Origin of the sequence: uncultured Brachyspira sp., assembly GCF_910588665.1 — a bacterium.
Classification (GTDB): domain Bacteria; phylum Spirochaetota; class Brachyspiria; order Brachyspirales; family Brachyspiraceae; genus Brachyspira.
Genome location: NZ_CAJUPR010000002.1, coordinates 79,924 through 103,721 on the forward strand (window position 1 = coordinate 79,924; position 23,798 = coordinate 103,721).

The window sequence follows — 23,798 nt, forward strand, 5'->3', positions numbered from 1 at the left end:
TTATACCAAATATTAAAAAGGTTTATGCATGTCATATTTATGTTTTGGAAGTAATTGGGGAAATAAAAAACTCATAGATGAAATATTTCTTAAATATAAAATAACATTTGTAGGATTTAAAGATGATGATACAAATTATGAGAAAGCTTTAGAAAAAACTAAAAATACCTGTATAGCAAAAGGTGCAAAAATAGCTATTGCCGAAGGTACAAAAGTTAAGGCTGTAGGCATAGCTATTTCTGATTCAATTACATTAGATAAATTGATACAAGAATTTAGTGAAATAGATAGGGAGGCAATTAAAAATTATCTTTCTTATATTGATGATACCATATTATGTGTTAAATCTAAATTATATAAATTAAGTAAAGATGACCAATTTTCTTTTGGATCTCAGGGAAAAAGATTTTGTAATATTAAAGATGAAAAATATAAAAACTATATAAATAAATTATTAAAAAAATATTCTGGGGAATTAGCTATGAAAGAATTAAAAGAAAACTGTATCAGCCTTTTAAAAAGTAATTATAATCTTGTACTCACAGGAGCACCGGGAACAGGAAAAACATATTTGGCTAAAGAAATAGCCAAAGAAATGATGAAGGATAATACTACACAAATTAAAGACTATATACAATTTATAATAGATTATTATAATAGTAATAAAGAACGTTTAAATAACTTAAAAAAAGAAGGTGATAAATTAAGAGAAGAGTTCAAAAATAAATTTCCTAAAGAGAGTTTGCAAAATATAAGTATAGATGATTATGCTGTAGGCAGAGGAGATAATAATTCTTTTTGTTATTGGATTGAATTCGGACTTAAGAGAAAATTATTAGGAGGATTTTTTGCTGGAGGAGCCAAAACATATTTGCTATATTATGATAAAAAAACAGGTAATTTGGTAAATGAAACTGATAAAACTGATGACGAACTTATAAAAGAAATAGGTAAAGAATTATATAATATGGCTACAACAGAAGATTATGATTTTAAAGATTCTGTATTAGATTTTAATAAAAGAAATGATTATATGGCAATAAAAATATATAATACATATAATCCTAATGCATATTTTCCTATGATGCCTAAAAAAGATATGCTCAATATATGTGATATATTTGGTATAAAAAAAGATAATAATATATATGAATTAAATAAAAATATAAAAAAATTCTTTGATGAAAATTTAAATGGTATTGATTCATATATAGTAAGAATGATATTATTAGAAAATTTAGACTTAATAAGCGGGAAAAAACAAGATGTAAATGTGAATAATAATGATTACGGATTTGTACAGTTTCACCCATCTTATGATTATACAGATTTTGTTGAGGGCTTAAGACCAGTTAAAGATAGTGACGGAAATATCGGATTTGAAAGAAAGGACGGGGTTTTTAAAAAGTTTTGCAAGGAAGCTTTAAAAAATAGAAGCAGTAAATTTGTATTCATAATAGATGAGATTAACAGAGGAGAGATTTCAAAAATTTTCGGAGAATTATTTTTTGCTGTTGATCCCGGGTATAGAGGCGAAAGCGGAAAAGTAAAAACTCAATATAATAATTTAATTAATAATGATGAAAGCGATGAAGATGATGAATTTGAAGACGGATTTTTTGTTCCAGAGAATGTTTATATAATAGGCACTATGAATGATATTGACAGAAGCGTTGAGAGTATGGACTTTGCTATGCGCAGAAGATTCGCCTTTATAGAAATTGAAGCTAAAAATACACAAGAAAATATATTAAAAAGTTTAGATAAAAATATAAAACAAGAAGCAATTAATAGAATGGATAATTTAAATAATGCTATAGAGAAAATTGAAAGCTTTAACTCTTCATATCATGTAGGAGCTTCTTATTTTTTGAAATTAAAAAATTATTATAAAAATTCAAACAACAATAAAGAAGAAGCATTTAAAAGTTTATGGGATAATCATTTAAAAGGGCTTTTATTTGAATATTTAAGAGGTATGCCAGATGCTGAAAGTAAACTTGATGATGAATTAAAAAAAGCGTATGATAATGATAAAGTTTCAGATAATAATGCAACATAAGATAGTAGTGAAGCAGAAGATAGTAATATCAATTCAAATGATACAAAATAAAATGACAGCGCAGATAATTAATAAAGTTTATTTCAATATAAAAATAATAATATGAGTAATAAAATTATTAAATTAAAAGATAATACTAAACATGAAATAACACATATTCCTAAAGAGGATTTAACAAATATAAAAGATATAGCAAGTAAAACCTTATACGGCATAAAAGATAATATTATAATATTTCCTAATTCTATAAAAGAAAGTAAGGACTTAGAAGAAGATAGCAGAATATTTGATATTATTAATGACAGTTTATTAACTAATAATATAATGGGATTTATAAGCTATAATAATACGCAAATAAAAATTTCTTCAAGGTTTGCTGTAAATGATAATGAAGATTATTTTCTGCATTATATGCTTATGAAAGTGCTTTCTCTTAATATTGTTAATTTAGAGCATAGCAAAGATTATGACGATTCATTTGATTTTTTAATTTACATGTTTATTAATTTTTTTAAAAGAGCATTAAGACAGGGACTTTTCAAACAATACAAATTAATAAAACATAATGATGCTAATGTTAAAGGAACTATTGATATTAACAGATACATCAAAAATAATATCCCTTTCAATGGTAAAATTTCGTATAATACTAGAGAATACAGCTATGACAATAATATCATGCAATTAATAAGGCACACTATAGAATATATAAACACAAAAAACAGATATCTTTTAAGTTATGACAGTGAAATAAAAAATTATGTTCATCAGATATTTTATTCAACTCCTAATTATGAAAGAAATAAAAGAGAGAGCATTATAAATAAAAACTTAAAAAAATTAGCTCACCCATACTATTATGAATATGAACCTTTAAGAAAAATATGCATTCAGATATTAAGGCATGAAAAATTAAAATACGGAAACAATGATAATACTGTATACGGACTATTATTTGACGGGGCTTGGCTTTTTGAAGAATATCTGTTTACTATATTAAAGCAAATTAATTTTGAACATGCTGAAAATAGAAATTCCAGTAAAGGTATAAATCTTCTTAATAATGCTTGGAGAGTTTATCCGGACTTCTATAAATTATCAAATGATAATAAAAATAATATAGTGCTTGATGCCAAATATAAAAAACTTGATAATAAAAATATAGACAGAAATGATAAACATCAAATAGTTTCCTATGCTTATACACTTAATGCTAAAAAGGCAGGATTTGTTTATCCTATCAATGAAATTAATAATTGCAAAGAAAATACATATATAGGAAAACTAAACAGCAAATATAATAATGCTGATTGCGAAATACATAAATACGCTTTAAAAATCCCTTCAAATAAAGAAAAGGAGTTTTTAGAGAAAATTTATGAAAGTGAAGAAAACTTAAAAAAGTTAATAATCTCTGTATGACTTTGTTATATTTCCTTCAAAATCTATATTTATTTTTTTACCGCTTTTAAACTCTATTTTATACTCTCTGCTTTTTTTCTGAATATATATTATTTTTTCATTAGGATATTCTTTTTTTACAGAGTTTTTTACCTTATCTTCAATATAAGCTATAGATATTTCATTTCCTCCTCCCATTACGCTTTTCCATTCTCCTTTTCTGTTAAAGTATATTTTAAGACCGCCTTTAAATATTAAAGAATAATTGCCTCCAAGGTCCATTGCTCTGTATAAATAATAGTCAGAAAAATATTTATCTGCAAATTCTATAGCATAACTTGGAACTTCGCTTAAAGCTATTGAAGAAGCATAAGCATATATTGAAAATAAAGATAATAATATAGCATATACTGTTTTTTTCATAAATTTAAATACTCCTATTTTTATAATATACAAGTTTTTTATAGTTTTACATCTCCTGCAATATAATATCTTCCGTCGGTAGAGCCTTGAAATCCTATATTGAACTCTGCAGGTCCCGCTTTGAACTTTCCGAATACAGCATATTCCAAATAGGCTTTAGCCTGCCTGTTCTTTATATGAACAGTCTCTCTTAAAGCAATATTCAGCATATACCATTCAAATCCCTGCTCTAATCGTATATAATGCGCATCATTTTCTCTCCAAGTATATTCGGCTATTAGATTAAGCCAAATAGCTTCATTCATAAACGGAAATCTGAATACCGTCGATGCCTGAATAAGATTATCAAATAAACTTATATGATAATTTTCAGGACTTTGCCTGTTTTCATGCTCATATAAAAATCTGAATTCTATATTAGGTATATTAAATCTAAAAAGAAAAGCTTTCGGTATGCTGTGTCTGAAATCTCCCTGAGAATAGGCAATTTCATAATGATTTCCTATAAAACCTGCTCTTATGCCTGGACCGTTTAATACTTGCGGTATATAGTAATCAGGCGTATCAATATTTGCAGGATTTAAAGTTGTATCATAATAATGAGGCATAAGCATAAATGTAGCCGTATTAATATCAAAAGTTGCTCTTCCTCTTGCAGATACCAATATTCTATCTACGAAAACAGCCTGCACACCTCCGTCATAAAGTCCGCCGTTTCCTTTTATATATCCATAATTTGTTTCTGGAATATGAGTGTCAAAATATCCGTAAGCCGTAATAAAACCTGTAAATTGTATATAATTATTATGAAAAGTCTGACCTATTGTTGCAAATGTGTCTCTCATATTAAAAGTATTTGTTCTTATTGCATAAGAAAAAGCAGCAGTCAAATGAAACTCTATAGGATATTTTTTAAAGTAGCTTAAATTCGTTTCATTCAGATTAGGCAAAGTCCTTTTATAATCGTCTCTGAAATAGTCAGGTTTTATATACTGCGGAAGTTCATTATTTCCTTCTCTTCCTATAAACATATTGAATGCATTCGGAAGAGGAGGCATTACTGCATTTGTATATTTTGACTGAGCATTAGCAGTAGAAGATAATAATAAAAATATTATTGATGCTGCTGTTATGCTTATATTATTTTTCATAAATTTCTCCGTCATCAAATAATAAAAAATATAATAGAAATTATTAATAAAGCCGAATATAAAAAATATCAGCTATGATAATTTTAAATATATAAAAGATTTTTAAAATTTCATAGCTTATAAAAAATCAATCAATCTTAAAGAAAGTCATAAGCTCCTGCAAACCTTCGGAATGCTCCAAAAGTTCCCTTATATTATTAGATGTTTCATCAACTAAATCAACATTTTTCTGAGTTATACCTTCAATTTTTGATATGGCTATATTAACCTGATTAACTCCCTGCTCCTGTTCTACTGCTGTAGTGCTTATCTCCTGCATAATTTTTGCCGTATCCTCAATTTTTGATTGTATATCATTAAATATAGCCTGAGACTCTCTTGCAGTTTCTGCTGATTTATTAATTTTTTCATAAATATTTTCTATTAATAAAGTAATATCCTTAGCCGAAGCCTGAGAGTTCTGAGCAAGATTTCTTACCTCGCTTGCTACTACGGCAAAACCTCTTCCCTGATCTCCCGCACGCGCCGCCTCTACGGAAGCATTTAAAGCAAGTATATTAGTCTGAAAGGCTATATCTTCTATGGCTTTAGTAATACTTTTTATTTTTTCGCTTGCCTCATAAACTTCCTCTATATTTTTGGTTGTTTCAGCTATGACGCTTGCACCGTTTTCAACAGCCTTTTTTGAGGCTATCATCATTTCATTGCCTTCTACAGAATTTTGTGCCGAAGATTTTATTGTGGAAGCCATCTCTTCTATAGCTGAAGAGGTTTCCTCCAAACTTGCAGCCTGAGATTCCGTTCTGGACGATAAATTATCGGAACCTGAAGACAGGCTTTTTGCTGTGCTTCTGATACTATCAGATTTTAAGCTGACATCATTTACTATAGAGCCTAAAGCTTTTCTCATATCTTTAAATGCTAATGCTATATCTCCGATTTCGTTTTTATTGAATCTGAAGTTTCTTAATGTAAAAACTCCTTGAGACATTTCCTTAGCTTCTTCCACCAATATTTTTAAAGGCTTAACTAAATATCTTATATATAATATACCTATTGCTGAGCTAAGTATAATACCTACTATAATTAATATAATGGAAATCATTAGTATTCTTTGGCTTCTTGAAGTTATAAAACTAAGAGGCATTGAAAAAGCCACATGCCAAGGCATAACTTCAAGTCTTGTATACATACATATTTTAGTCATTCCGTCATTTTGGAATTCCAATACGCCTTCTTTTTCATCTACTATAGTTTTAACCTCTACAGGAGCAAATTTACCTACTTCACTTGGAACATTATGCATAACTAAAAGAGTATCATGATTAAATACCCATAATCTTATCCAATGAGTAAGAACACTTCCTGCAATACTTGAAATTTCATCAATAACTGCCTGCCAATCTAAAATAGTTAAAAGCCCTGCAATTATTTCATTTTCGTCCATAATAGGTGAAATTATTACCAAAATCCATTTTCCGTCTTTGGTTTTATATAAAGAATCCGATAAAAGCACTTTTTTAGAGGGTTCGTACTGCTTCCATAAATCAGGATATAGTTCCGATACCTTTCTTCCTATATCTGTATTGCCATGAAGACCTGAAAATAATGTTCCGTCTTTCTCAAATAAAAATAAGTCTGATATAAATCGGTTTTTGCTGGTAACGGAAAGATATAAGCTTCTTACTCCTTCTAAATCGGCTTGCTGTCTGTATTTTGCATAATTAACTATGATTGGAAAAGAACCGTAAGTATCTGCAAAAATCATCTGATCGCTCAATAAATTATTAAAAAAAGTAGCATACCCTTTAATAGTGGTATTAAAACCTTCAAACATAGAATCATCAATTACTTTCCTGCTCATTTGAGATAAAGTTAATATTGATGTTATTATGACTATAGCTACTAGAACATTAATTATGAGAGGAATTTGAACTGCTAAACTATTAAACTTTTTTTTCATAAATATTACTCCTGACAAATTAGCATTAAAAATTAATTTTAGATTAGTGAATACAATAATAGTATATGATTTAAATTTTTATATGTCAAATATTTTCGTATTTTCTATTTAATAAAATATATCATAAATGAAATATACTTTATATGGGTAAAATAATAATAATTAATTTGACTTTTATCTTTTTTATAGTACAATATATATATATTGGTAGTATATAATATTAATGTTTATTCCCAAAATCTCATTATAATTAAATAAAGGAGAAAAAATCGTGAAACTCCCAAAAGTCAATGATTTAGGCTTTTTCGAGATTCGTCTCGAAAGTATAGGCGGAATGGGTGCTAATAGTGCAGGTAAAATGCTTGCAGAAGTAGGCGTTTTAACTCAAGGCTTCTATGGCGCAACATTCTCAAGTTATGGTTCAGAAAAGAAAGGTTCGCCCGTTAAATCTTTTGTAAGATTTTCTGATTCGGAAGTTAGGGTAAACTCTACTGTAGAGGAGCCTCATGTTGTTGCAGTGTTCCATATGAATCTTCTTAAGAACCCTATGACATTAATGGGTGTTAAAGAAGACGCCATTGTTATTTTTAACACTAATAAAACACCCGATGAGGCAAGAGAATTTGCCAAATTACATGGCGGTAAAGTAGTCTGCGTTGATGCCATTAAAATTGCCAACGATTTAAAGCTTCCTTCTCAGGCGGCTAATACTATAATAATGGGTGCTATGGTTAAGCAGCTTGATTTTATAGATTCCGTTAAATTTGAAGAGCAAATCAGAAAGCAGTTCTCAGGAAAAAAACCTGAATTGGTAGAGCCGAATGTTGAAGCTTTCAGAAGAGGCGGAAGCGATTCCGTTGTTAAAGATTTCTCTGCAGATGGAAAATATCCTTATATACCTTATAAAAAACCTGAGCCTGTATACGGTAAAAAAAATCAATTAACAGGCGGCTATATTAATGCAGCTGGAAACTCTACTTTAAAAGATCTTCAGGTAACCCGTACAGGTGCTATTCCAGTATTCAATCCTAAAAACTGTATTGACTGTGCTAACTGCGAAGTTGTATGTCCTGATCTATGCATAGTATGGGAGAGAGGAGCCGACAGAAAAGATCCTAAGAAAACAGCAATGAATATGATGGGTATCGATTATCAATACTGTAAAGGCTGTTTGAAATGCGTCAGAGCCTGTCCTAAAGGACCTTATGCTCCTAAACAGTTCCCTAAAGAAGAACAAGCTTTAAGAATAGAAACAGAAGCAGAATGTAATGTTGATGAACTTACATACAGCCGTTATAAAAAATAATAAGGAGCGTATAAATGGCTAACAAATATAATCTTGCTGAACAAGAAAACATACTTGAAAGTGGTAATGAATTAGCAGCCATTGCAGCCGCTCAAATCAATTATCATGTTATGGGGTATTACCCAATTACTCCGTCCACTCAGATTGCAGAGTATTTGGACGAGATGAAAGCTAACGGAAGACATACGGTTTGTATGATTCCCGGAGACGGAGAGCATGGAGCTGCAGGTATATGCTATGGTGCCACAACCGCAGGAGGAAGAGTATTCAATGCCACTTCCGCCAATGGTCTTCTTTTTGCTATGGAGCAGCTGCCCGTACAATCAGGCACAAGATTCCCTATGGTATTAAATGTTGTAAACAGAACTGTTTCAGGTCCGCTTGATATTAAATGCGATCAATCAGATATAATGATGGCGCTTAACACAGGCTGGATTATCATTATGGCTCATACCACTCAAATGGTTTATGACTTTAATATTTTTGCTTTAAAAATTGCAGAAAGAGCTAAACTTCCTATAATAGTTTCTTCCGACGGATTCTTTACATCTCATCAAAAGAAAAAAATAAATCTTTTCAAAAATGATAAAGATGTTCAGGATTTCTTAGGAACCTATACTCCTGAAGTTACCTCAATTGAGCCCGGAAAAAATCCTGTTACAATCGGACCTTATATGAATGAAGATGAATTAACTGGAAGCAAACTGCAGCTTTCTCAGGCTTTAGAAGATTCCCGAGCTATTATATTAGATGTATTTGAGGAATTTGCATCTCTTTCAGGAAGAAAATACAGCCCTATAGAAACATATAATATGGAAGGAGCCGAAGTAGCCGTAATGGTATGCGGATCTGCTTATGAAACTGTTACTTTAGCTGTTGATGAAATGAAGAAAGTTAATCCTAATCTTAAAATAGGTGCTTTTGCTGTTACTCAGATTCGTCCTTTCCCTGAAAAAGAATTACAAAAACTGCTTTCAAATGTAAAAGTTGTTGTTGTAGGAGACAGACAAGATAGTTATTCAGGTATGGGCGGAAATATGTCCACTGAAATAAGAGCAGCTCTTAAAAACGATGCAGATAATAAAACTTCTATTGTAAGCAGAGTATTCGGTTTAGGAGGCACTGAGTTTACTTTAGAAAAAGCTAAAGAATTATTTGAATTAGGCTTAAAAGAATTTGCTAAATCAGGATCGGTTGAAAAACATTCTTATTTAGAGCAGTATATGGGACATGAAGGCGTGGAAATGAAGCCTATACATGAACCTCTTACTTTAGAAAGCCAGAAATCGGGCATAGTTGTTACTATGAATGAACAGACTCATAAGCTTGAAGTTAAAACTCCTCCTTTAAGAGAACTTACAGGAAAGGCTTATCGTTATGCTCAAGGTCATGGAGCTTGTAACGGATGCGGTATTTTCTCAGGCATAAATACTTTTATGAAAGGTATTGAAGGCGAAGTTGTGCTTTTGGTGCATACAGGCTGTTCTATGGTTGTTACAACAGGCTATCCTTACAGCTCTTACAGAACTACTTATGTTCACAATCTATTCCAAAACGGCGCCGCAGCTCTTTCAGGTATTGTTGAAATGTATTATGAAAGAAAAAGAAGAGGAGAAATACAAGGACCTGAAGATCCTACTTTCATAATGATTACAGGCGACGGAGGTCATGATATAGGTATGGGACCTTCTATAGGAGCCGCTATTAGAAATCATAAAATGATTATATTAGAATATGATAATGAAGGATATATGAATACAGGAAACCAATTATCATTCTCAACTCCTATAGGACATAGAACTTCAACTTCAAATGTAGGTAAAGCAGAAGTAGGAAAGCAGTTCAATCATAAAGATGTAGCTCAGATATTTGCAGGATGTCATATACCTTATGTGGCTACAGGATGCGAAGCTTATCCTTTAGATTTAGTTAAAAAAGCTGCTAAAGCTCAATGGTATGCAAATAATCATGGTACTGCTTTTGTTAAGCTTCTTATCGCATGTCCTTTAAACTGGAAATCTCCTGATGATATGGGTAAAGATGTTATAAAAGCTGCCGTTGATTGCTGTTTCTTCCCGCTATATGAAGTAGAGCATGGCATTACCACTATTACAACTATGGTAGCCGATGATAAAAAACAGCCTGTAGGCGAATGGCTTAAAATGATGGGTAAAACTAAACATATACTTAAATATCAGGATTTGCTTGACTCCTTCCAAAAAGAAGTTGACAGGAGATGGAACCGCTTAAAAGCTATGCATGAAAGTCCTGTTCTATAAAAGTTCAGCATAGGATATAAATATATCAATAACGGCTGTTAATCTTTATGGTTAGCAGCCGTTATTTTTTAATTTATAAAGATATAATCATAATACTATCAATTTTTTATAACTATATTATTATAGCTATAATATTAAAAAAATATTAACAGGATAAATATTCAAAAAAGTCGGTATGAATAAATTTAATTCTAATAATATAAATTTAAACGAAACGGAAGCTGTATAAAGCTTTGATTAATAATTATGTATTATTTTTTAAGTAATACCTATTTTTTTATATTAAAATATTATTAATTGACTTATTTTAATTTTTAGTTATTATTTCTATATAAATATTTTATATACTAAAATAAAAATTAAAACAATCATGCAAGGAGGTAAATATGGCTAAAGGCAGAGTTACTATTGACAGCGAACAATGTAAAGGATGTTCTAATTGTATATCTGTTTGTCCAGCAAAAATATTATATTTAGATAAAAAAAATATGAATTCTTGGGGATATTATCCCGCTGCAGTTACCGATATGGAAAAATGTATAGGGTGTGCTAACTGCGCTATGATGTGCCCTGATATATGCATAATGGTTGAAAGGATTGATAAGAAGGAGGAAAATAAATAATGGCTAAAACTTTAATGAAAGGAAATGAAGCTATGGCTCAAGCTGCTATAGCGGCAGGCTGCAAATGTTTCTTTGGCTATCCTATTACGCCTCAAAACGAGATACCCGAGTTTATGTCAAAAGCTATGTATGAATCCGGAGGCGCATTTGTTCAGGCTGAAAGCGAGGTTGCAGCTATTAATATGGTTTACGGCGCAGGCGGTGCAGGTGTCAGGGCTATGACCTCTTCATCTTCGCCAGGAATAGCTTTAAAGCAGGAAGGCATATCATATCTTGCAGGCGCAGAAGTTCCAGCCGTAATACTTAATGTTATGAGAGGGGGGCCTGGTCTTGGAAGCATACAGCCAGCTCAAAGCGATTATAATATGATGACTAAAGGAGGAGGAGATGGTGATTATAACTGCATAGTTTTAGCGCCCGCTAATTTACAGGAGGCAGCCGATATGATAATGGAGGCTTTCGATTTAGCTGATAATTACAGAACTCCCGTATATGTTGCAGCTGACGGATATATAGGTCAGATGATGGAGCCTGTAGAAATTATTTATAAGCCTAAATATGAAATTAAAGAAAAAGACTGGGCTGCCTGCGGAAAAAGAGGAAAAAAAAGAGAGAAAAATATAATTAATTCACTATATTTAGAACCTGAATTATTGTATGAACATAATATACATCTGCAGAAAAAATATGATGAAATAAAAGAGAAAGAAGCCAGAGCTGAAAAATATAATACTGAAGATGCCGAAATTATATTTGTTTCCTACGGTACTATGTCCAGAATCGTGCGCGGCGTTGTTGACAGACTTAGAAGCGAAGACAAAAAAGCCGGAATGATTCGTCCTCAGACTTTATGGCCTTTTCCTGTAAAAGCTTTTAATAATCCAAATTGTAAAATGTATGTATCTATAGAGATGAGTATGGGACAGATGGCTGATGATATAAAGCTGGCATGCGAATGCAAGACAGATGTAAAATTTTATGGTAAAGCAGGGGGATTAGTTCCAACTTCTAATGAAATAATAGATAATGTCAAAGCTTTTGCTGGAGGTCTCATATGATAGTATTTGAAAAATCTAAAGGATTAAGCGATTACAGAACTCATTACTGCCCTGGATGTATGCATGGCACAGCGCAGAGAATAATAGCCGAATGTTTGGAGGAACTTGAAGTATTGGATAGAACTGTAGGTATAGCCTCCGTAGGATGCAGCGTACTTGCTTATAAGTACTTTTCATGCGATATGCAGCAGGCGGCGCATGGAAGAGCTCCTGCGGTTGCAACAGGAATAAAAAGAGCTGTTTCTGACAGTATTGTATTTACGCTTCAGGGAGACGGAGATTTAGCGGCTATAGGTACTGCCGAAATAATACATGCGGCGGCGAGAAGCGAAAATATTACAGTAGTATTTTTAAATAATGCTATTTATGGTATGACAGGCGGGCAAATGGCGCCCACCACTTTGGAAGGACAAAAAACTACCACAACTCAGGCAGGAAGAGATTTCCACAATGCAGGAAAGCCTATAAGAGTATGCGAAATGCTTGCCACCATAGAAGGGGCTTCTTTTGTTGAAAGGGTTTCTTTAGACAGTCCTGCAAATATCAGAAAAGCTAAAATGGCTGCTAAAAAAGCTTTTGAAAATCAGATTGCAGGAAAAGGGTTTTCTATAGTGGAAATGCTTACCAGCTGCACTACAAATTGGGGAATATCTCCTGAAAATTCGCATAAATGGATAAGAGATTATATGATTCCTTATTATCCGCTTGGTAATTTTAGAAATGATGTTTAAAAAGGAGTATTTATGAGCATAGAAAGAATAATTTTTGCAGGGTTTGGAGGTCAGGGAGTTATGTCTATGGGACAGATGATAGCTTATGCAGGAATGATTGAAAATAAACATGTTACTTGGTGCCCTTCTTACGGTCCGGAAATGAGAGGCGGTACAGCAAATTGCTCTGTTGTTATAAGCGATGAGCTTGTAGGTTCTCCTATTATTTCTCATGATGCCAATGCGGCTGTTATAATGAATCTTCCTTCTCTTACTAAATTTGAAAAAGATATTTTACCTAACGGAATACTTCTTGTAAATTCATCTCTTATAGATAAAAAGGCGTCCAGATACGATATAAAAGCAGCTTATGTTGAAGCTAATAAAATAGCATCGGATATAGGAAATATTAAGTCTGCCAATATGGTAATGCTCGGAGCTTTGCTTACTTTACATAAGGTTGTATCATTTGACAGTGTTCAGCAGGCATTTATAAAAGTATTTGGTGAAAGAAAAAAAGAGTTTTTACCGTCTAATGAAAAAGCTTTAAATGCAGGAAGAGATGCTGTAAAAGATTTAGCATAATAAAAACTGCAGGATTTAAATAATAATACTTTTTTAGATGCAAAAATAAAAAATATTTATTTTTTAAACACTTTTTTAAAAAATTTATTATATTAAACATATAAGTTTGATTCATATCTAATTTTATAAATTTTTTTCTTCATAATTTACCTTAGTAGCGGATATACTTGCTTATATCCGCTTATTTTTATAATATTCTATATTTTTAATAAAAATCCAAAGAATTCAAAATATTACAGCAGAAAAAAGTATAATATATATATCTCTCTGCTGCAATATTTTTTAAATAGTTTAGGAGGATTTCCAAAAGCATTATACATATTATAATATTTTAATAACTTTGAAGCGTTTGTTATATGCATATTTACTTCTTAATTAAATATTATTAAAATTTTACAATACGGCTTATTTAAAAATATCCTTAATTATTATAGTTTCATCTCTTCCAGCTCCCACAGACACAATAGATATATCCGTATCTATTATTTCTCTTAAATATTTTAAATATTTTTTAGCATTTTCAGGAAGCTTATCATATTCTCTTATATCTTTAATGCTTGTTTTCCAGCCTTCAAACTCCTTATATACAGGCTTTGCTTCAGACAGTATATGCAAATCGGCAGGGTATCCGTCTAATATCTTGCCTTTATATTCATAAGCAATGCATATCTTTAATTTATCTAAGCCGTCTAATATATCAAGTCTTGTAACTGCAATAGAATCAAGCCCGTTAATATACGAAGCATATTTTACAACGCATGCATCAAGCCAGCCGCATCTTCTAGGTCTTCTTGTAACCGTGCCGTATTCTCCGCCCCTATCTCTTATAGTCTGCCCTATATCATCATGAAGCTCGGAAGGAAAAGGACCTTCGCCCACCCTTGTAGAATAAGCTTTAACTACGCCTATAACATTATCTATATTTCTGGGACCTACTCCCGAACCTATGCATGCCCCTCCTGCAGACGGATAAGAAGAAGTAACAAAAGGATAAGTTCCATGATCCAAATCAAGCATAGTAGCCTGCGCACCTTCAAATAAAATATTTTTCTTTTCTTTGATTGCCTTATTCAATATAAATGCAGTATCTGAAACATAATCTCTTAATCTTTCTGCATACTGCATATATTCTTTTAATATATTATCATAACTGACGCCTTCATGATTATAAAGTTTTTTCAGTAATTTATTTTTAATCTCAACATTAAACTTTAATTTTTCAGCAAAAACTTCTTTATTCATAAGGTCTGATACTCTTATTCCCAAACGGCTTGCCTTATCCATATAACATGGACCTATTCCGTTTTTTGTAGTTCCAATCTTATTTTCGCCCAAATCCTCCTCCTGAAGACTGTCAAGTATTTTATGATAAGGCATAAGTATATGAGCTCTGTCTGAAATTTTAAGATTTGATATATTAATTTTCTTTTCTATAAGGGCATCTATTTCGCTTAAAAAAACTTTAGGCTCTATTACAACGCCGTTTCCTATAATGCATATCTTATTTTCATGAAGTATCCCAGAAGGAAGAAGTCTCAATTTATATTTAATATTATCTGCTATAACGGTATGACCCGCATTGCTTCCGCCCTGAGAACGGACAATATATTCGCATTTATCTGCAAGATAATCTACTATTTTACCCTTACCCTCATCGCCCCATTGAGTTCCCACAATAATTACTGAAGCCATTTTTTACTCCTTTAATTTGCTGTTATAAAACGCACAATTGCTATTATATTAATATTTTTTGATAATTTCAAGCAGATTGAATAGAAATTAATAATAATTAAACAGCAGAAAATTTATTTTTAATTATAATCTTTTACTGCTTCTTAAAGCTGATGCATTAAAAAAATAAAAAAAGCCTCTCTATAATAAATATAAAAAGGCTTTTAATTAATTTATAAATTAAAATTATTCTTCAATTTTTAAATGCAGCTCTTCCAATTGTTCTTCATCAACAGAAGCAGGACATCCGCTCATTAAGCACTGACCTTTCTGTGTTTTAGGGAATGCTATAACTTCTCTGATGCTGTCTTCTTTCTGCAAAAGCATAACAATTCTGTCTATTCCGTAAGCTATGCCGCACATAGGAGGAGCTCCGTATTTCAAAGCATCAAGAAGAAACCCGAATCTTGTTTTTGCCTTCTCTTCATCTATGCCGAGCAGATTAAATATTTTAGCCTGCATTTTGCTGTCATATATACGCTGACCGCCGCCGCCTATTTCATTTCCGTTTAATACCAAATCATAAGTATCGCTTCTTACTTTAAGTGCATCTGCATCAAGCAAAGCAGCATCTTCAGGCACAGGGGCTGTAAAAGGGTGATGAGTTGCAGATATTCTTTTTTCTTTATGATCATATTCAAATAAAGGAAACTCAACAACCCATAAAAAATTTAATTTATCCTTATCTATTAAGTTTAATTTATCAGCAACTTTTAATCTTAAATTACCCAAAGCGTCATAAGTGATTTTTTTAGTATCAGCTACAAAGAATAAAATATCGCCTTTTTCGGCTTTTGCAGTTTCTAATATTTTCTTCTGATTATCTTCTGAGAAAAATTTAACTATATTTGATTCAAGTCCCTTTTCTGTAACTCTCATCCAAGCAAGTCCTTTAGCTCCGAATATTCCAACATATTTAGTAAAATCATCAATATCTTTTCTGCTTAATTTATCGGCTCCGTCTTTGGCATTAAGGCATCTTATTATAAATTTGTTTTCTAAAGCATTTTTAAATACGGCAAAATCACAGCCTCTGACAGCCTCTTCAACATTTATAAGTTTTAATTCAAATCTGGTATCCGGCTTATCGCTTCCATACATTTCCATAGCATCATAATAATTTAATCTCGGAAAAGGTCTTGCAATATCAATACCATAAACATCTTTAATCATATCAGCCGTAACATTTTCCATAATAGATAAAAACTCGTCGGTGCTTAGAAAAGAAGTTTCAATATCAGCCTGAGTAAACTCGGGCTGTCTGTCTGCTCTTAAATCTTCATCACGGAAGCATTTAGCTATCTGATAGTATCTGTCAAATCCTCCTATCATAAGTATCTGCTTAAATATCTGAGGTGATTGAGGAAGAGCATAGAAATCTCCTGCATTCAGTCTTGAAGGAACAAGAAAGTCTCTTGCTCCTTCAGGAGTGCTTTTATTTAATATAGGCGTTTCCACATCTATAAATCCGTTATCCGATAAATGTTTTCTGAAAGCATTAATAATTTGGAATCTTTTATATAAATTATTAAATACTGAAGGTCTTCTTAAATCTAAATATCTGTATTTAAGTCTTATATCTTCGCCTGTATCTATATCATCTTCAAGCAGAAAAGGCGGAGTTTCCGAAGTATTAATAAGCTCCATTTTTTCAACCATAACTTCTATTTCGCCTGTGGGTATTTTCGGATTTATCATTTCGGCGCTTCTGGCTCTTACTTTTCCTTCTATACTTATAACATACTCGCTTCTTAAATCCTGAGCATCATTATGCGCTTCTTTGCTTATCTCGGGATTAAATACTATCTGCACAAAACCTGTTCTGTCTCTCAAATCTGCAAATATTACTCCGCCATGATCCCTTCTTCTTAAAATCCAGCCTGCAAGCTTTACTTCTTTACCTATATCATTTTTTGTTAATATTCCATTGTAGGCACTTTTAAAACGCATATTAATTCCTCTTTTTAATTAGTCGTTTATTTTATTATTAAAACAAATTTATATCTTTAGAATAAATATTATATTATAAATAATTATAAAAATCAATTGTTAATTTAAAATATCAGGTTATGAATTATAAGGCTTAAATATAATAATCTTTTATTGCTGCTTACAAAAATTATAATTGTACAAAAAACTAAAGCAGAAAATTAAAATTATTTTATATATAAAGTTATTTTATCTGCATTAATATTTAATTTATCTAAAACACTTATTAAAAGTTTTATTTTCGTATTAGTATCAGTATTTGTATTTACAAAAAACTTTGATTTAGTTTCAGAGGCTTTCCAATAATTATAAGAAAATTCTTTATCGCTTATTTTATTTTTAAAAATTTTATCTTCAAATATGCGGCGTCTAAATTCGACAGAATCTTCTTCATATATTAAATTTAATATTTCGGTAAGAAATACAGCCCATTTAGAGGCATCATATTTATTATTTTTATATTCAAAAGAACATATATTCATTCCTGAAAAGTCTATACTGTCATCTAAAGAATACTCTTCTATTTCATTATTAACCCTAATTATAACTTCAGGATATTTATAATACTCTAATAATTTATTTATTAATCTTCTGCTTCTGTTTATTATTATATTTTCATTCCAAGTTTTTAAATCTAATATATCTTCATTTAGGAATATGAATTTACTATTTTTATACATTTTTTGTTTTTCTTCTAAAGATTTATTTGAAAGCTCAGAATTATATCCTGTAAGAGTAAGATTTCCTATTGTATTTACATATTTATCATGAATCTCTTTATAATTATCTCCTATTAATTTTTTCCAGCTTTCCGTTAAAGTTCTAGGCATGATATGTTCTATTGTGATATTATCAGAATCTATTTTTTCTTTGCTGCTGTTTAATAATTCTAATTTTATTAAAATAAATTTTGCTAAAATAGTTTTATATACATCTTTTTCTATAATAGAATTTTCTAAATCTTTATCATCTGGAAATTCTCCGTTTCCTTTTAAGTCAATTAAAATATTTGAAATATAGTCTTTAATAGTATTTATATCTTTCTTATTTTCAAAAAATAAATATAATTTTTTTATTAAAGATATGCATATTTTATTTAAATCATTGGTTTTTCTGGAACATATAAGTCTTCTTAATATATAATTTTCAAGCAAATGCAGACAATCAAGCAATATATCTTCAGATATTAACCCTTCATTTCTATATTTCAGAAAAAGCATAATGAGAGGAGTCAAAACATTAGCTTTTAATTCTTTTATATTATTTAATTTAAATTTAATCTTTTCATTTTTTTCTTTTGAAGTATCTAAAATAATATTATAAAGTTCAGAATATTTAAGTAATTTATTTAATACCTCCTCATTGTCTTTATTTTCTAAATATTTTTTAAAATCATTATAAACTTCAGCTTCTTTGGAAAACTCTTTATTTTCTATTGCTAAAAAGAATCTTATAAAAACTGATACGCTTTCATCGTCTGCACTTTGAATACAATTTTCTTCTATCTTTATCCAGTAATCTTTATACAGTCTGTCTTGATTTTTATACATTAAAACATAATTTCTTATTTTATCGCCTTCTTTTAAAGATAATCCTGTAGCATTTAAAGTTTCAAAAATTATTTGAGGCTCATCTTCCTGTTCTAAAGTTATTCTGATACCTTTAAGCAGATCTAAGCCTTTCCATAATTTTGCAATATATTTTTTATCATTATTTAATATTTCTTTAAAAAACAAATAATTATTAATTATATTAGAGGCGCCTTCTTTTATATCTTTATCATTATTCAGTATTTTATTTAAATATTCATCATCTTTTTGTATTTGCTTTAAAAATAGTCTTCCGCTATGCTCTTTTACATCTGAAAAAATTAATTTTTCTATAGATATTTTTAAAGTATCATCATTATTATTTTTTGCATAATCTAATAAAGCCAAAAGCAAAAGCACTATAGTTGTTATTCTCTGCTGTCCGTCTATAATATAAAAACTTTTTTTATCATCTTCTTTTCTAACTAATACAAATGAGCCTATAAAGTATTCCTTTACATCTCTGTCAACTGCTTTTTCAATATCATGGATTAACTTTCTGCATTGCTCTTTTCTCCAATCATAATTTCTTTGATAAACAGGAATATAAAATGTTTTTCTTGAATCAAACATTTCATCTAACACATGTATATCTTCGCCTCTTATCATAAAAATTGCTCCTAAAATTTTATATATAAATAATAGCATGTTTTTACAAAAATAAAAAACAATAAAATAGATTTTTAAACTTAATTGAAACCGTAAACGGATATATATGCTTAAACTTAATTAGTAAGCTCTTTCATAATATCATAATAATATTTTTTTCCCTGAAAAATATCCTCTGATAATATTCTCTGAGAATTTTCATATTTAAATACCGTAAGATTAGATATTTCGCTTGGGCTCACAGGAGAATTATTTTCAGTATAATAAAATCTGTTATAAGTGCTTATAGCTCCGTCAATCTCTTCCTTATACAATAAAGATATAATGCTGTTTGTATAGTCAATATTTAAATTCAAGGCTATAAATAAAGGTATATTCTCAGGAACAAAATTATCAGGGGCTTTATATGCTCCGTTAGTTCCGTCCCAAATAAGTATAGGCGAAGGCTTATAATCATTCAAAAAATCATTCTTTATTTTTTCATCTATATCCGAGCGTTTTATTATAGATTTCAGATAGGGATAAAGATGATCATGCTTAAATATAATAACAGCATTAGGGGAATGCTTCAGTATGGTATCTCTTGTTTTTATTACTTCAATAGCAGTCATTGCCGAGTTATCCAAAGTTTCAATTATATGAAATCTGTCGCTGCCTCTAAAATTATCAAAAAATTTTTTATTGTTTTGCACTGCATTCAAATCATTTGATAAATGAGAATCAGTATGCCCAAGTACGGTAAAGCCAGCCGCAAATACAGGACTTTTTAAATTTGATATATTTGTACTTAAATATGTATTAATATTGGTAATGCCAAGACCGAATACTTCCGATTTAAAGCCTATAGAAGGATAAAAGGTTTTTAAATTGTATGTGTTTAAAGCTTCTTCTAATACTATTGTATTATATCCGTTTTCCGAAAGCAAATACGGAAGAGTATTTTCTATTTTTTCAGACTGAGTTTTAGGATAAAGAGGAGAAGAAGCTGTAAGCCCTGAAAGTCTTGCATAAAAACTTCCATTGTTTATATTAGGCGGTACTTTTCTGGATTTATGAGCCCATATTCTATATTCTTTTATAAAAGGATCTTTTTCAAATAAGCTTTTAAAATGAGAATAATCGTAAAATGATTCTAAAAATATAAGATACACATCTCTTTTTAAGCTTTTCTTAAGCTCCTCTATTTTTTTCAAACTATCAGAAACAGACTCTTCTTTATAATTAATACCGTCTTCTAATTTTTTTATACTGTCAAAAATATCTTTTGTTGATTTTAAATAAAGTTCTGATACATCTCTTTTTAATTCATATTCTTTTAATAGATTAACAGAATTATACACTAATTCTCTGCTTGGCTTTATGCTGTTTAATCTGTCATAATTTATTCTGTAATTGATTGTGTTTATTATGCCGTTTCTATTTGCATTTCTTACAAAGTCTATACTCCATATATCTATATTTTTAGGCTTAAAAAACAGATAAAATGATATAAATATTATAAAAGCTGTCATAGTAAGCGAGGCTGTTTTTCTTTTTATAAACATCTTATATAAATTAAAAATAAATACCAATATAAAAAACAGCAAAGAAGAAAAATATATTATGCTTACTGTTACGGTAATAATTTTTAAATACATAGGGAGCACTGTAATAAGCGAAGCATAAAGATTAGGAATATCGGAAAATAATATAATCATATTAAGAACGCTTAAGCTTATAACCTCTATTACAAAAAAAGAGAATGAAGATATTATGCAAAATAAAAAAGTAAGTATTATTCTTATATTTTTTATATTTGATAAATTAAAATAATAAAATAAATTATATGCAGTCATTACAAAAACATAAGAATATAAAAAATCGTATATATTAAAATCGATCTTCATCATAGAAAATGAAGGCATTATAAAATTTAATATGATTAAATATAAAAAAGAATTAAAAATAAAAAATAAAATATATAGTTTATAATTGCCGTAAATATTAGGAGCTAAATAAAAATAAAGTACGGGAAAAATTATAATAATAAATATCAGAAATAAAAACACATTTTTTTTTATTTTTAATTTATATTTAATATTTTCAATTTTATCATTTTCTTTTAACTCTGTATCTGCATCACTGATAATTAAATTTCCGTAATAACTTCCGCTCCATTTGATATCTGAAACATTATCAGGCATTTCATTTGTATTGGGATACATTTTATATATTTTATTATTTTTAAAAAAATTACTGTCGGATTTTAATATAAAATAATATTTATTTTCCAGTATATGATTAAAATCAGAAAGATAGCCCTTTCTTTCAATATTTCCAAGCAATGAAAAAATTATAATAAAAAGAGCCGAAGCAGATATTAATACCGCATAAAATAATAGAAATGTTTTTTTATTTTTTCTCATAGTTTATATTATTCGTTTTTTTAATTTCCTATATATAACAGAAGTTACCGTATTAAGTTAAATAAATATGCATATAAAATATAAGTTACGGAATTTATAATAAAAAATAAAGCCTTTTATATATTTTTAATTGTTAATATATAAAAGGCTTTTATATTTAATTATTAATTTTTCTTAAAATAATTATTTAGTAAATGCCGATTTTATTTTATAAGCAGCATTTGATATTTTATCATAAAACTTAGGAGCAAGTACAGCAAGCATGCACATTATTATAAATCCCACAAGCAAAGCGGCTATAGGATTTAAGGTAACTCCCCCGACTATGACGCCTATAAATGAGGACAGAGCCACCAATACAGCATAGGGAATTTGAGTTGCAACATGTTCAAGCAAAGGGCAGTTGCTTCCTGTTGAAGATAGTATTGTAGTGTCAGATATCGGAGAGCAATGATCGCCGAATACAGCCCCTGAAACAACGGAGCCCACATTTATAAGAAGCACATTTAAAACTTCGCTTCCTGTATATCCGACTGCGGATGCAAGGCCGTTTGCAATAGGTATAATTATAGGTATAAGTATGGCAAAAGTACCCCAGCTTGTTCCTGTAGAGAAAGCTATAACGCAGCCTAATAAATACCCTATAGCTGGAAGTATCCAAATAGGAAAACCGCCTCCTTTAACAGTTTCGGATAAGAAAGAGGCAAGTCCCAATCCTCCGTCTGAAGGACTTGATTTAATAACGCTTCCTATAGACCAAGCCAATGAAAGCACCACTAAAGCGGGAACCATAGATTTAACGCCCTCCATAATGGAATTTCCTGCAGAGCGTATGCTTAATAGTCTTCTTGCAATATAGTATATATACATTATTATAAGAGAAATAACGGCTCCGTAAAATAAAGCCTTTGAAGCATCTGTATCCAAAAAAGCCTGACTTAATGTTATGCTTGACATAGCCTGAGAAAAAGAAGTTATACCGTCTTTTCCTATTAAACCCATATATGTTGTAATAGGAAACAGACTAATGCATGCAAATATCAGCGTAAGTATTGCTATAACCATATCATACCATTTTGCAGTATTATTTGAAGAGGTATCCATATTGCCGGGGCAAGCTCCGTATAATTCATCATCAAAAAGCTTTCCGTTTTGGGCATTATATTCGCTTCTTTTCATAGGTCCGAAATCTTTAAATACCAAAGACATGAGAACAACAAAAGTCAAAGCTAAAAGAGGATAAATAGAATAAGGTATCATCTTAATGAAAAAAACAAACTCGCTCATATTTAAAAATTCAAATCCTTCAGAATCTCTTATATAACTCATAACGGTTACAACCCAAGTGGATATCGGTGCCAGTATGCATACGGGTGCGGCTGTGGAATCTAATATATAGGCTAATTTTGCCCTAGAAATTTTATTTTGATCCGAAACAGGGCGCATAACGGTGCCTACAGATAAGCTGTTAAAGTAATCGTCTATAAATATAATAAGTCCGAAAAACCAAGTAAATATTAATACGCTTTTTCTTGTTTTTAAATATTTGCTTGCCCATAAACCGAAAGCCTTAGTAGCACCAGTTTTTGAAAGCATGCTTACAAAAGCCCCAAGCAAAGCGCAGAATAAAAGTATGCGTATATTCCAAGAATCCGAACTCATCTCCGCAACCTTGTCTGTGAATATAGTAATTGCCGTAAATACATTCCCATGTGCTATTATAAATGTACCTGAAAGTATTCCAAGTGTAAGCGAAATAATAACTTCTTTGGTTGCTAATGCAAGTATAATGGCTAAAAGAGGCGGTATGATACCCAAAAAACCATAATGTTCCATAAGAATATGCTCCTAAATAATTTTACAAAAAATATAAAAAAGCCTCCTTATTTATGGAGGCTGAATATTAAAAATTAT

Annotated in this window: 16 protein-coding genes; 8 read left to right on the forward strand and 8 right to left on the reverse strand. The window is 30.2% G+C overall.

What is annotated here, in order from left to right; genetic code table 11:
* Nucleotides 1-28: 28 nt before the first annotated feature.
* On the forward strand, nt 29-2,062 hold the full coding sequence (locus QZ306_RS01700) for an AAA family ATPase (protein ID WP_295160186.1): 2,034 nt from the start codon (nt 29-31) through the stop codon (nt 2,060-2,062).
* A gap of 102 nt (nt 2,063-2,164) precedes the next feature.
* Nucleotides 2,165-3,484: a restriction endonuclease gene (locus tag QZ306_RS01705; RefSeq protein ID WP_295160189.1), complete on the forward strand. Its 1,320-nt coding sequence runs from the start codon at nt 2,165-2,167 to the stop codon at nt 3,482-3,484.
* Here QZ306_RS01705 and QZ306_RS01710 read toward each other — a convergent pair.
* The 3 genes from QZ306_RS01710 to QZ306_RS01720 all read right to left on the reverse strand — a co-directional run bounded on the left by QZ306_RS01710 (nt 3,467) and on the right by QZ306_RS01720 (nt 7,000).
* Entirely contained in the window at nt 3,467-3,886 is a 420-nt protein-coding gene (locus tag QZ306_RS01710) for a PepSY-like domain-containing protein (RefSeq protein WP_295160192.1), read from the reverse strand. The genes QZ306_RS01705 and QZ306_RS01710 overlap by 18 nt on opposite strands.
* Nucleotides 3,887-3,924: 38 nt before the next feature.
* Nucleotides 3,925-5,037, reverse strand: a complete 1,113-nt coding sequence (locus QZ306_RS01715; protein ID WP_295160194.1) for a hypothetical protein — start codon at nt 5,035-5,037, stop codon at nt 3,925-3,927.
* A gap of 127 nt (nt 5,038-5,164) precedes the next feature.
* On the reverse strand, nt 5,165-7,000 hold the full coding sequence (locus QZ306_RS01720; protein WP_295160197.1) for a methyl-accepting chemotaxis protein: 1,836 nt from the start codon (nt 6,998-7,000) through the stop codon (nt 5,165-5,167).
* Between the two features lie 271 nt (nt 7,001-7,271).
* Here QZ306_RS01720 and QZ306_RS01725 point away from each other — a divergent pair, with 271 nt between their 5' ends.
* The 6 genes from QZ306_RS01725 (at nt 7,272) to QZ306_RS01750 (ending at nt 13,561) form a co-directional block, all read left to right on the forward strand.
* Nucleotides 7,272-8,306 carry a 2-oxoacid:acceptor oxidoreductase family protein gene (locus tag QZ306_RS01725; protein ID WP_295160200.1) on the forward strand — a complete coding sequence of 345 codons (1,035 nt, stop codon included), beginning with the start codon at nt 7,272-7,274 and terminating at the stop codon, nt 8,304-8,306.
* Nucleotides 8,307-8,320: 14 nt separating this feature from the next.
* Nucleotides 8,321-10,585 (forward strand): thiamine pyrophosphate-dependent enzyme, encoded by a 2,265-nt coding sequence (locus QZ306_RS01730; protein ID WP_295160203.1) that lies wholly within the window; start codon nt 8,321-8,323, stop codon nt 10,583-10,585.
* 386 nt (nt 10,586-10,971) lie between these two features.
* A complete protein-coding gene (locus QZ306_RS01735) occupies nt 10,972-11,208 on the forward strand; it encodes a 4Fe-4S dicluster domain-containing protein (protein ID WP_295160206.1) in 237 nt (78 codons plus the stop codon).
* The gene (gene vorB, locus QZ306_RS01740; protein WP_295160209.1) at nt 11,208-12,266 is read left to right on the forward strand and encodes a 3-methyl-2-oxobutanoate dehydrogenase subunit VorB; all 1,059 of its coding nucleotides are present in this window, start codon (nt 11,208-11,210) and stop codon (nt 12,264-12,266) included. The genes QZ306_RS01735 and vorB overlap by 1 nt, the downstream gene beginning before the upstream one ends.
* The gene (locus QZ306_RS01745; protein ID WP_295160211.1) at nt 12,263-12,997 is read left to right on the forward strand and encodes a thiamine pyrophosphate-dependent enzyme; all 735 of its coding nucleotides are present in this window, start codon (nt 12,263-12,265) and stop codon (nt 12,995-12,997) included. Before vorB ends, QZ306_RS01745 begins: the two co-directional genes overlap by 4 nt.
* Nucleotides 12,998-13,009: 12 nt before the next feature.
* Nucleotides 13,010-13,561: a 2-oxoacid:acceptor oxidoreductase family protein gene (locus QZ306_RS01750; protein WP_295160214.1), complete on the forward strand. Its 552-nt coding sequence runs from the start codon at nt 13,010-13,012 to the stop codon at nt 13,559-13,561.
* Between the two features lie 405 nt (nt 13,562-13,966).
* On the opposite strand, the gene QZ306_RS01755 is transcribed toward QZ306_RS01750, so the two are convergent.
* From QZ306_RS01755 to QZ306_RS01775, 5 genes are all read right to left on the reverse strand, one after another.
* Nucleotides 13,967-15,253, reverse strand: coding sequence for an adenylosuccinate synthase (locus QZ306_RS01755; RefSeq protein ID WP_295160217.1), 1,287 nt, complete (start codon nt 15,251-15,253; stop codon nt 13,967-13,969).
* Nucleotides 15,254-15,478: 225 nt separating this feature from the next.
* Nucleotides 15,479-17,242, reverse strand: a complete 1,764-nt coding sequence (gene aspS, locus QZ306_RS01760; RefSeq protein ID WP_295160219.1) for an aspartate--tRNA ligase — start codon at nt 17,240-17,242, stop codon at nt 15,479-15,481.
* A 206-nt stretch (nt 17,243-17,448) separates the two neighbouring features.
* The gene (locus QZ306_RS01765) at nt 17,449-19,479 is read right to left on the reverse strand and encodes a DUF262 domain-containing HNH endonuclease family protein (RefSeq protein WP_295160222.1); all 2,031 of its coding nucleotides are present in this window, start codon (nt 19,477-19,479) and stop codon (nt 17,449-17,451) included.
* A 116-nt stretch (nt 19,480-19,595) separates the two neighbouring features.
* Entirely contained in the window at nt 19,596-21,884 is a 2,289-nt protein-coding gene (locus tag QZ306_RS01770; RefSeq protein ID WP_295160225.1) for a hypothetical protein, read from the reverse strand.
* Nucleotides 21,885-22,067: 183 nt separating this feature from the next.
* Nucleotides 22,068-23,720, reverse strand: coding sequence for a Na+/H+ antiporter NhaC family protein (locus QZ306_RS01775; RefSeq protein ID WP_295160228.1), 1,653 nt, complete (start codon nt 23,718-23,720; stop codon nt 22,068-22,070).
* Nucleotides 23,721-23,798 lie beyond the last annotated feature (78 nt).

Bases quoted from the DNA above. Each gene is read 5' to 3' on its own strand.
- QZ306_RS01770 (WP_295160225.1), bottom strand. From the start codon at position 21,884: ATGAGAAAAAATAAAAAAACATTTCTATTATTTTATGCGGTATTAATA.
- QZ306_RS01700 (WP_295160186.1), top strand. From the start codon at position 29: ATGTCATATTTATGTTTTGGAAGTAATTGGGGAAATAAAAAACTCATA.
- QZ306_RS01720 (WP_295160197.1), bottom strand. From the start codon at position 7,000: ATGAAAAAAAAGTTTAATAGTTTAGCAGTTCAAATTCCTCTCATAATT.
- QZ306_RS01730 (WP_295160203.1), top strand. From the start codon at position 8,321: ATGGCTAACAAATATAATCTTGCTGAACAAGAAAACATACTTGAAAGT.
- QZ306_RS01775 (WP_295160228.1), bottom strand. From the start codon at position 23,720: ATGGAACATTATGGTTTTTTGGGTATCATACCGCCTCTTTTAGCCATT.
- QZ306_RS01710 (WP_295160192.1), bottom strand. From the start codon at position 3,886: ATGAAAAAAACAGTATATGCTATATTATTATCTTTATTTTCAATATAT.
- QZ306_RS01715 (WP_295160194.1), bottom strand. From the start codon at position 5,037: ATGAAAAATAATATAAGCATAACAGCAGCATCAATAATATTTTTATTA.
- QZ306_RS01735 (WP_295160206.1), top strand. From the start codon at position 10,972: ATGGCTAAAGGCAGAGTTACTATTGACAGCGAACAATGTAAAGGATGT.
- QZ306_RS01765 (WP_295160222.1), bottom strand. From the start codon at position 19,479: ATGATAAGAGGCGAAGATATACATGTGTTAGATGAAATGTTTGATTCA.
- vorB (WP_295160209.1), top strand. From the start codon at position 11,208: ATGGCTAAAACTTTAATGAAAGGAAATGAAGCTATGGCTCAAGCTGCT.
- QZ306_RS01755 (WP_295160217.1), bottom strand. From the start codon at position 15,253: ATGGCTTCAGTAATTATTGTGGGAACTCAATGGGGCGATGAGGGTAAG.
- aspS (WP_295160219.1), bottom strand. From the start codon at position 17,242: ATGCGTTTTAAAAGTGCCTACAATGGAATATTAACAAAAAATGATATA.
- QZ306_RS01745 (WP_295160211.1), top strand. From the start codon at position 12,263: ATGATAGTATTTGAAAAATCTAAAGGATTAAGCGATTACAGAACTCAT.
- QZ306_RS01705 (WP_295160189.1), top strand. From the start codon at position 2,165: ATGAGTAATAAAATTATTAAATTAAAAGATAATACTAAACATGAAATA.
- QZ306_RS01750 (WP_295160214.1), top strand. From the start codon at position 13,010: ATGAGCATAGAAAGAATAATTTTTGCAGGGTTTGGAGGTCAGGGAGTT.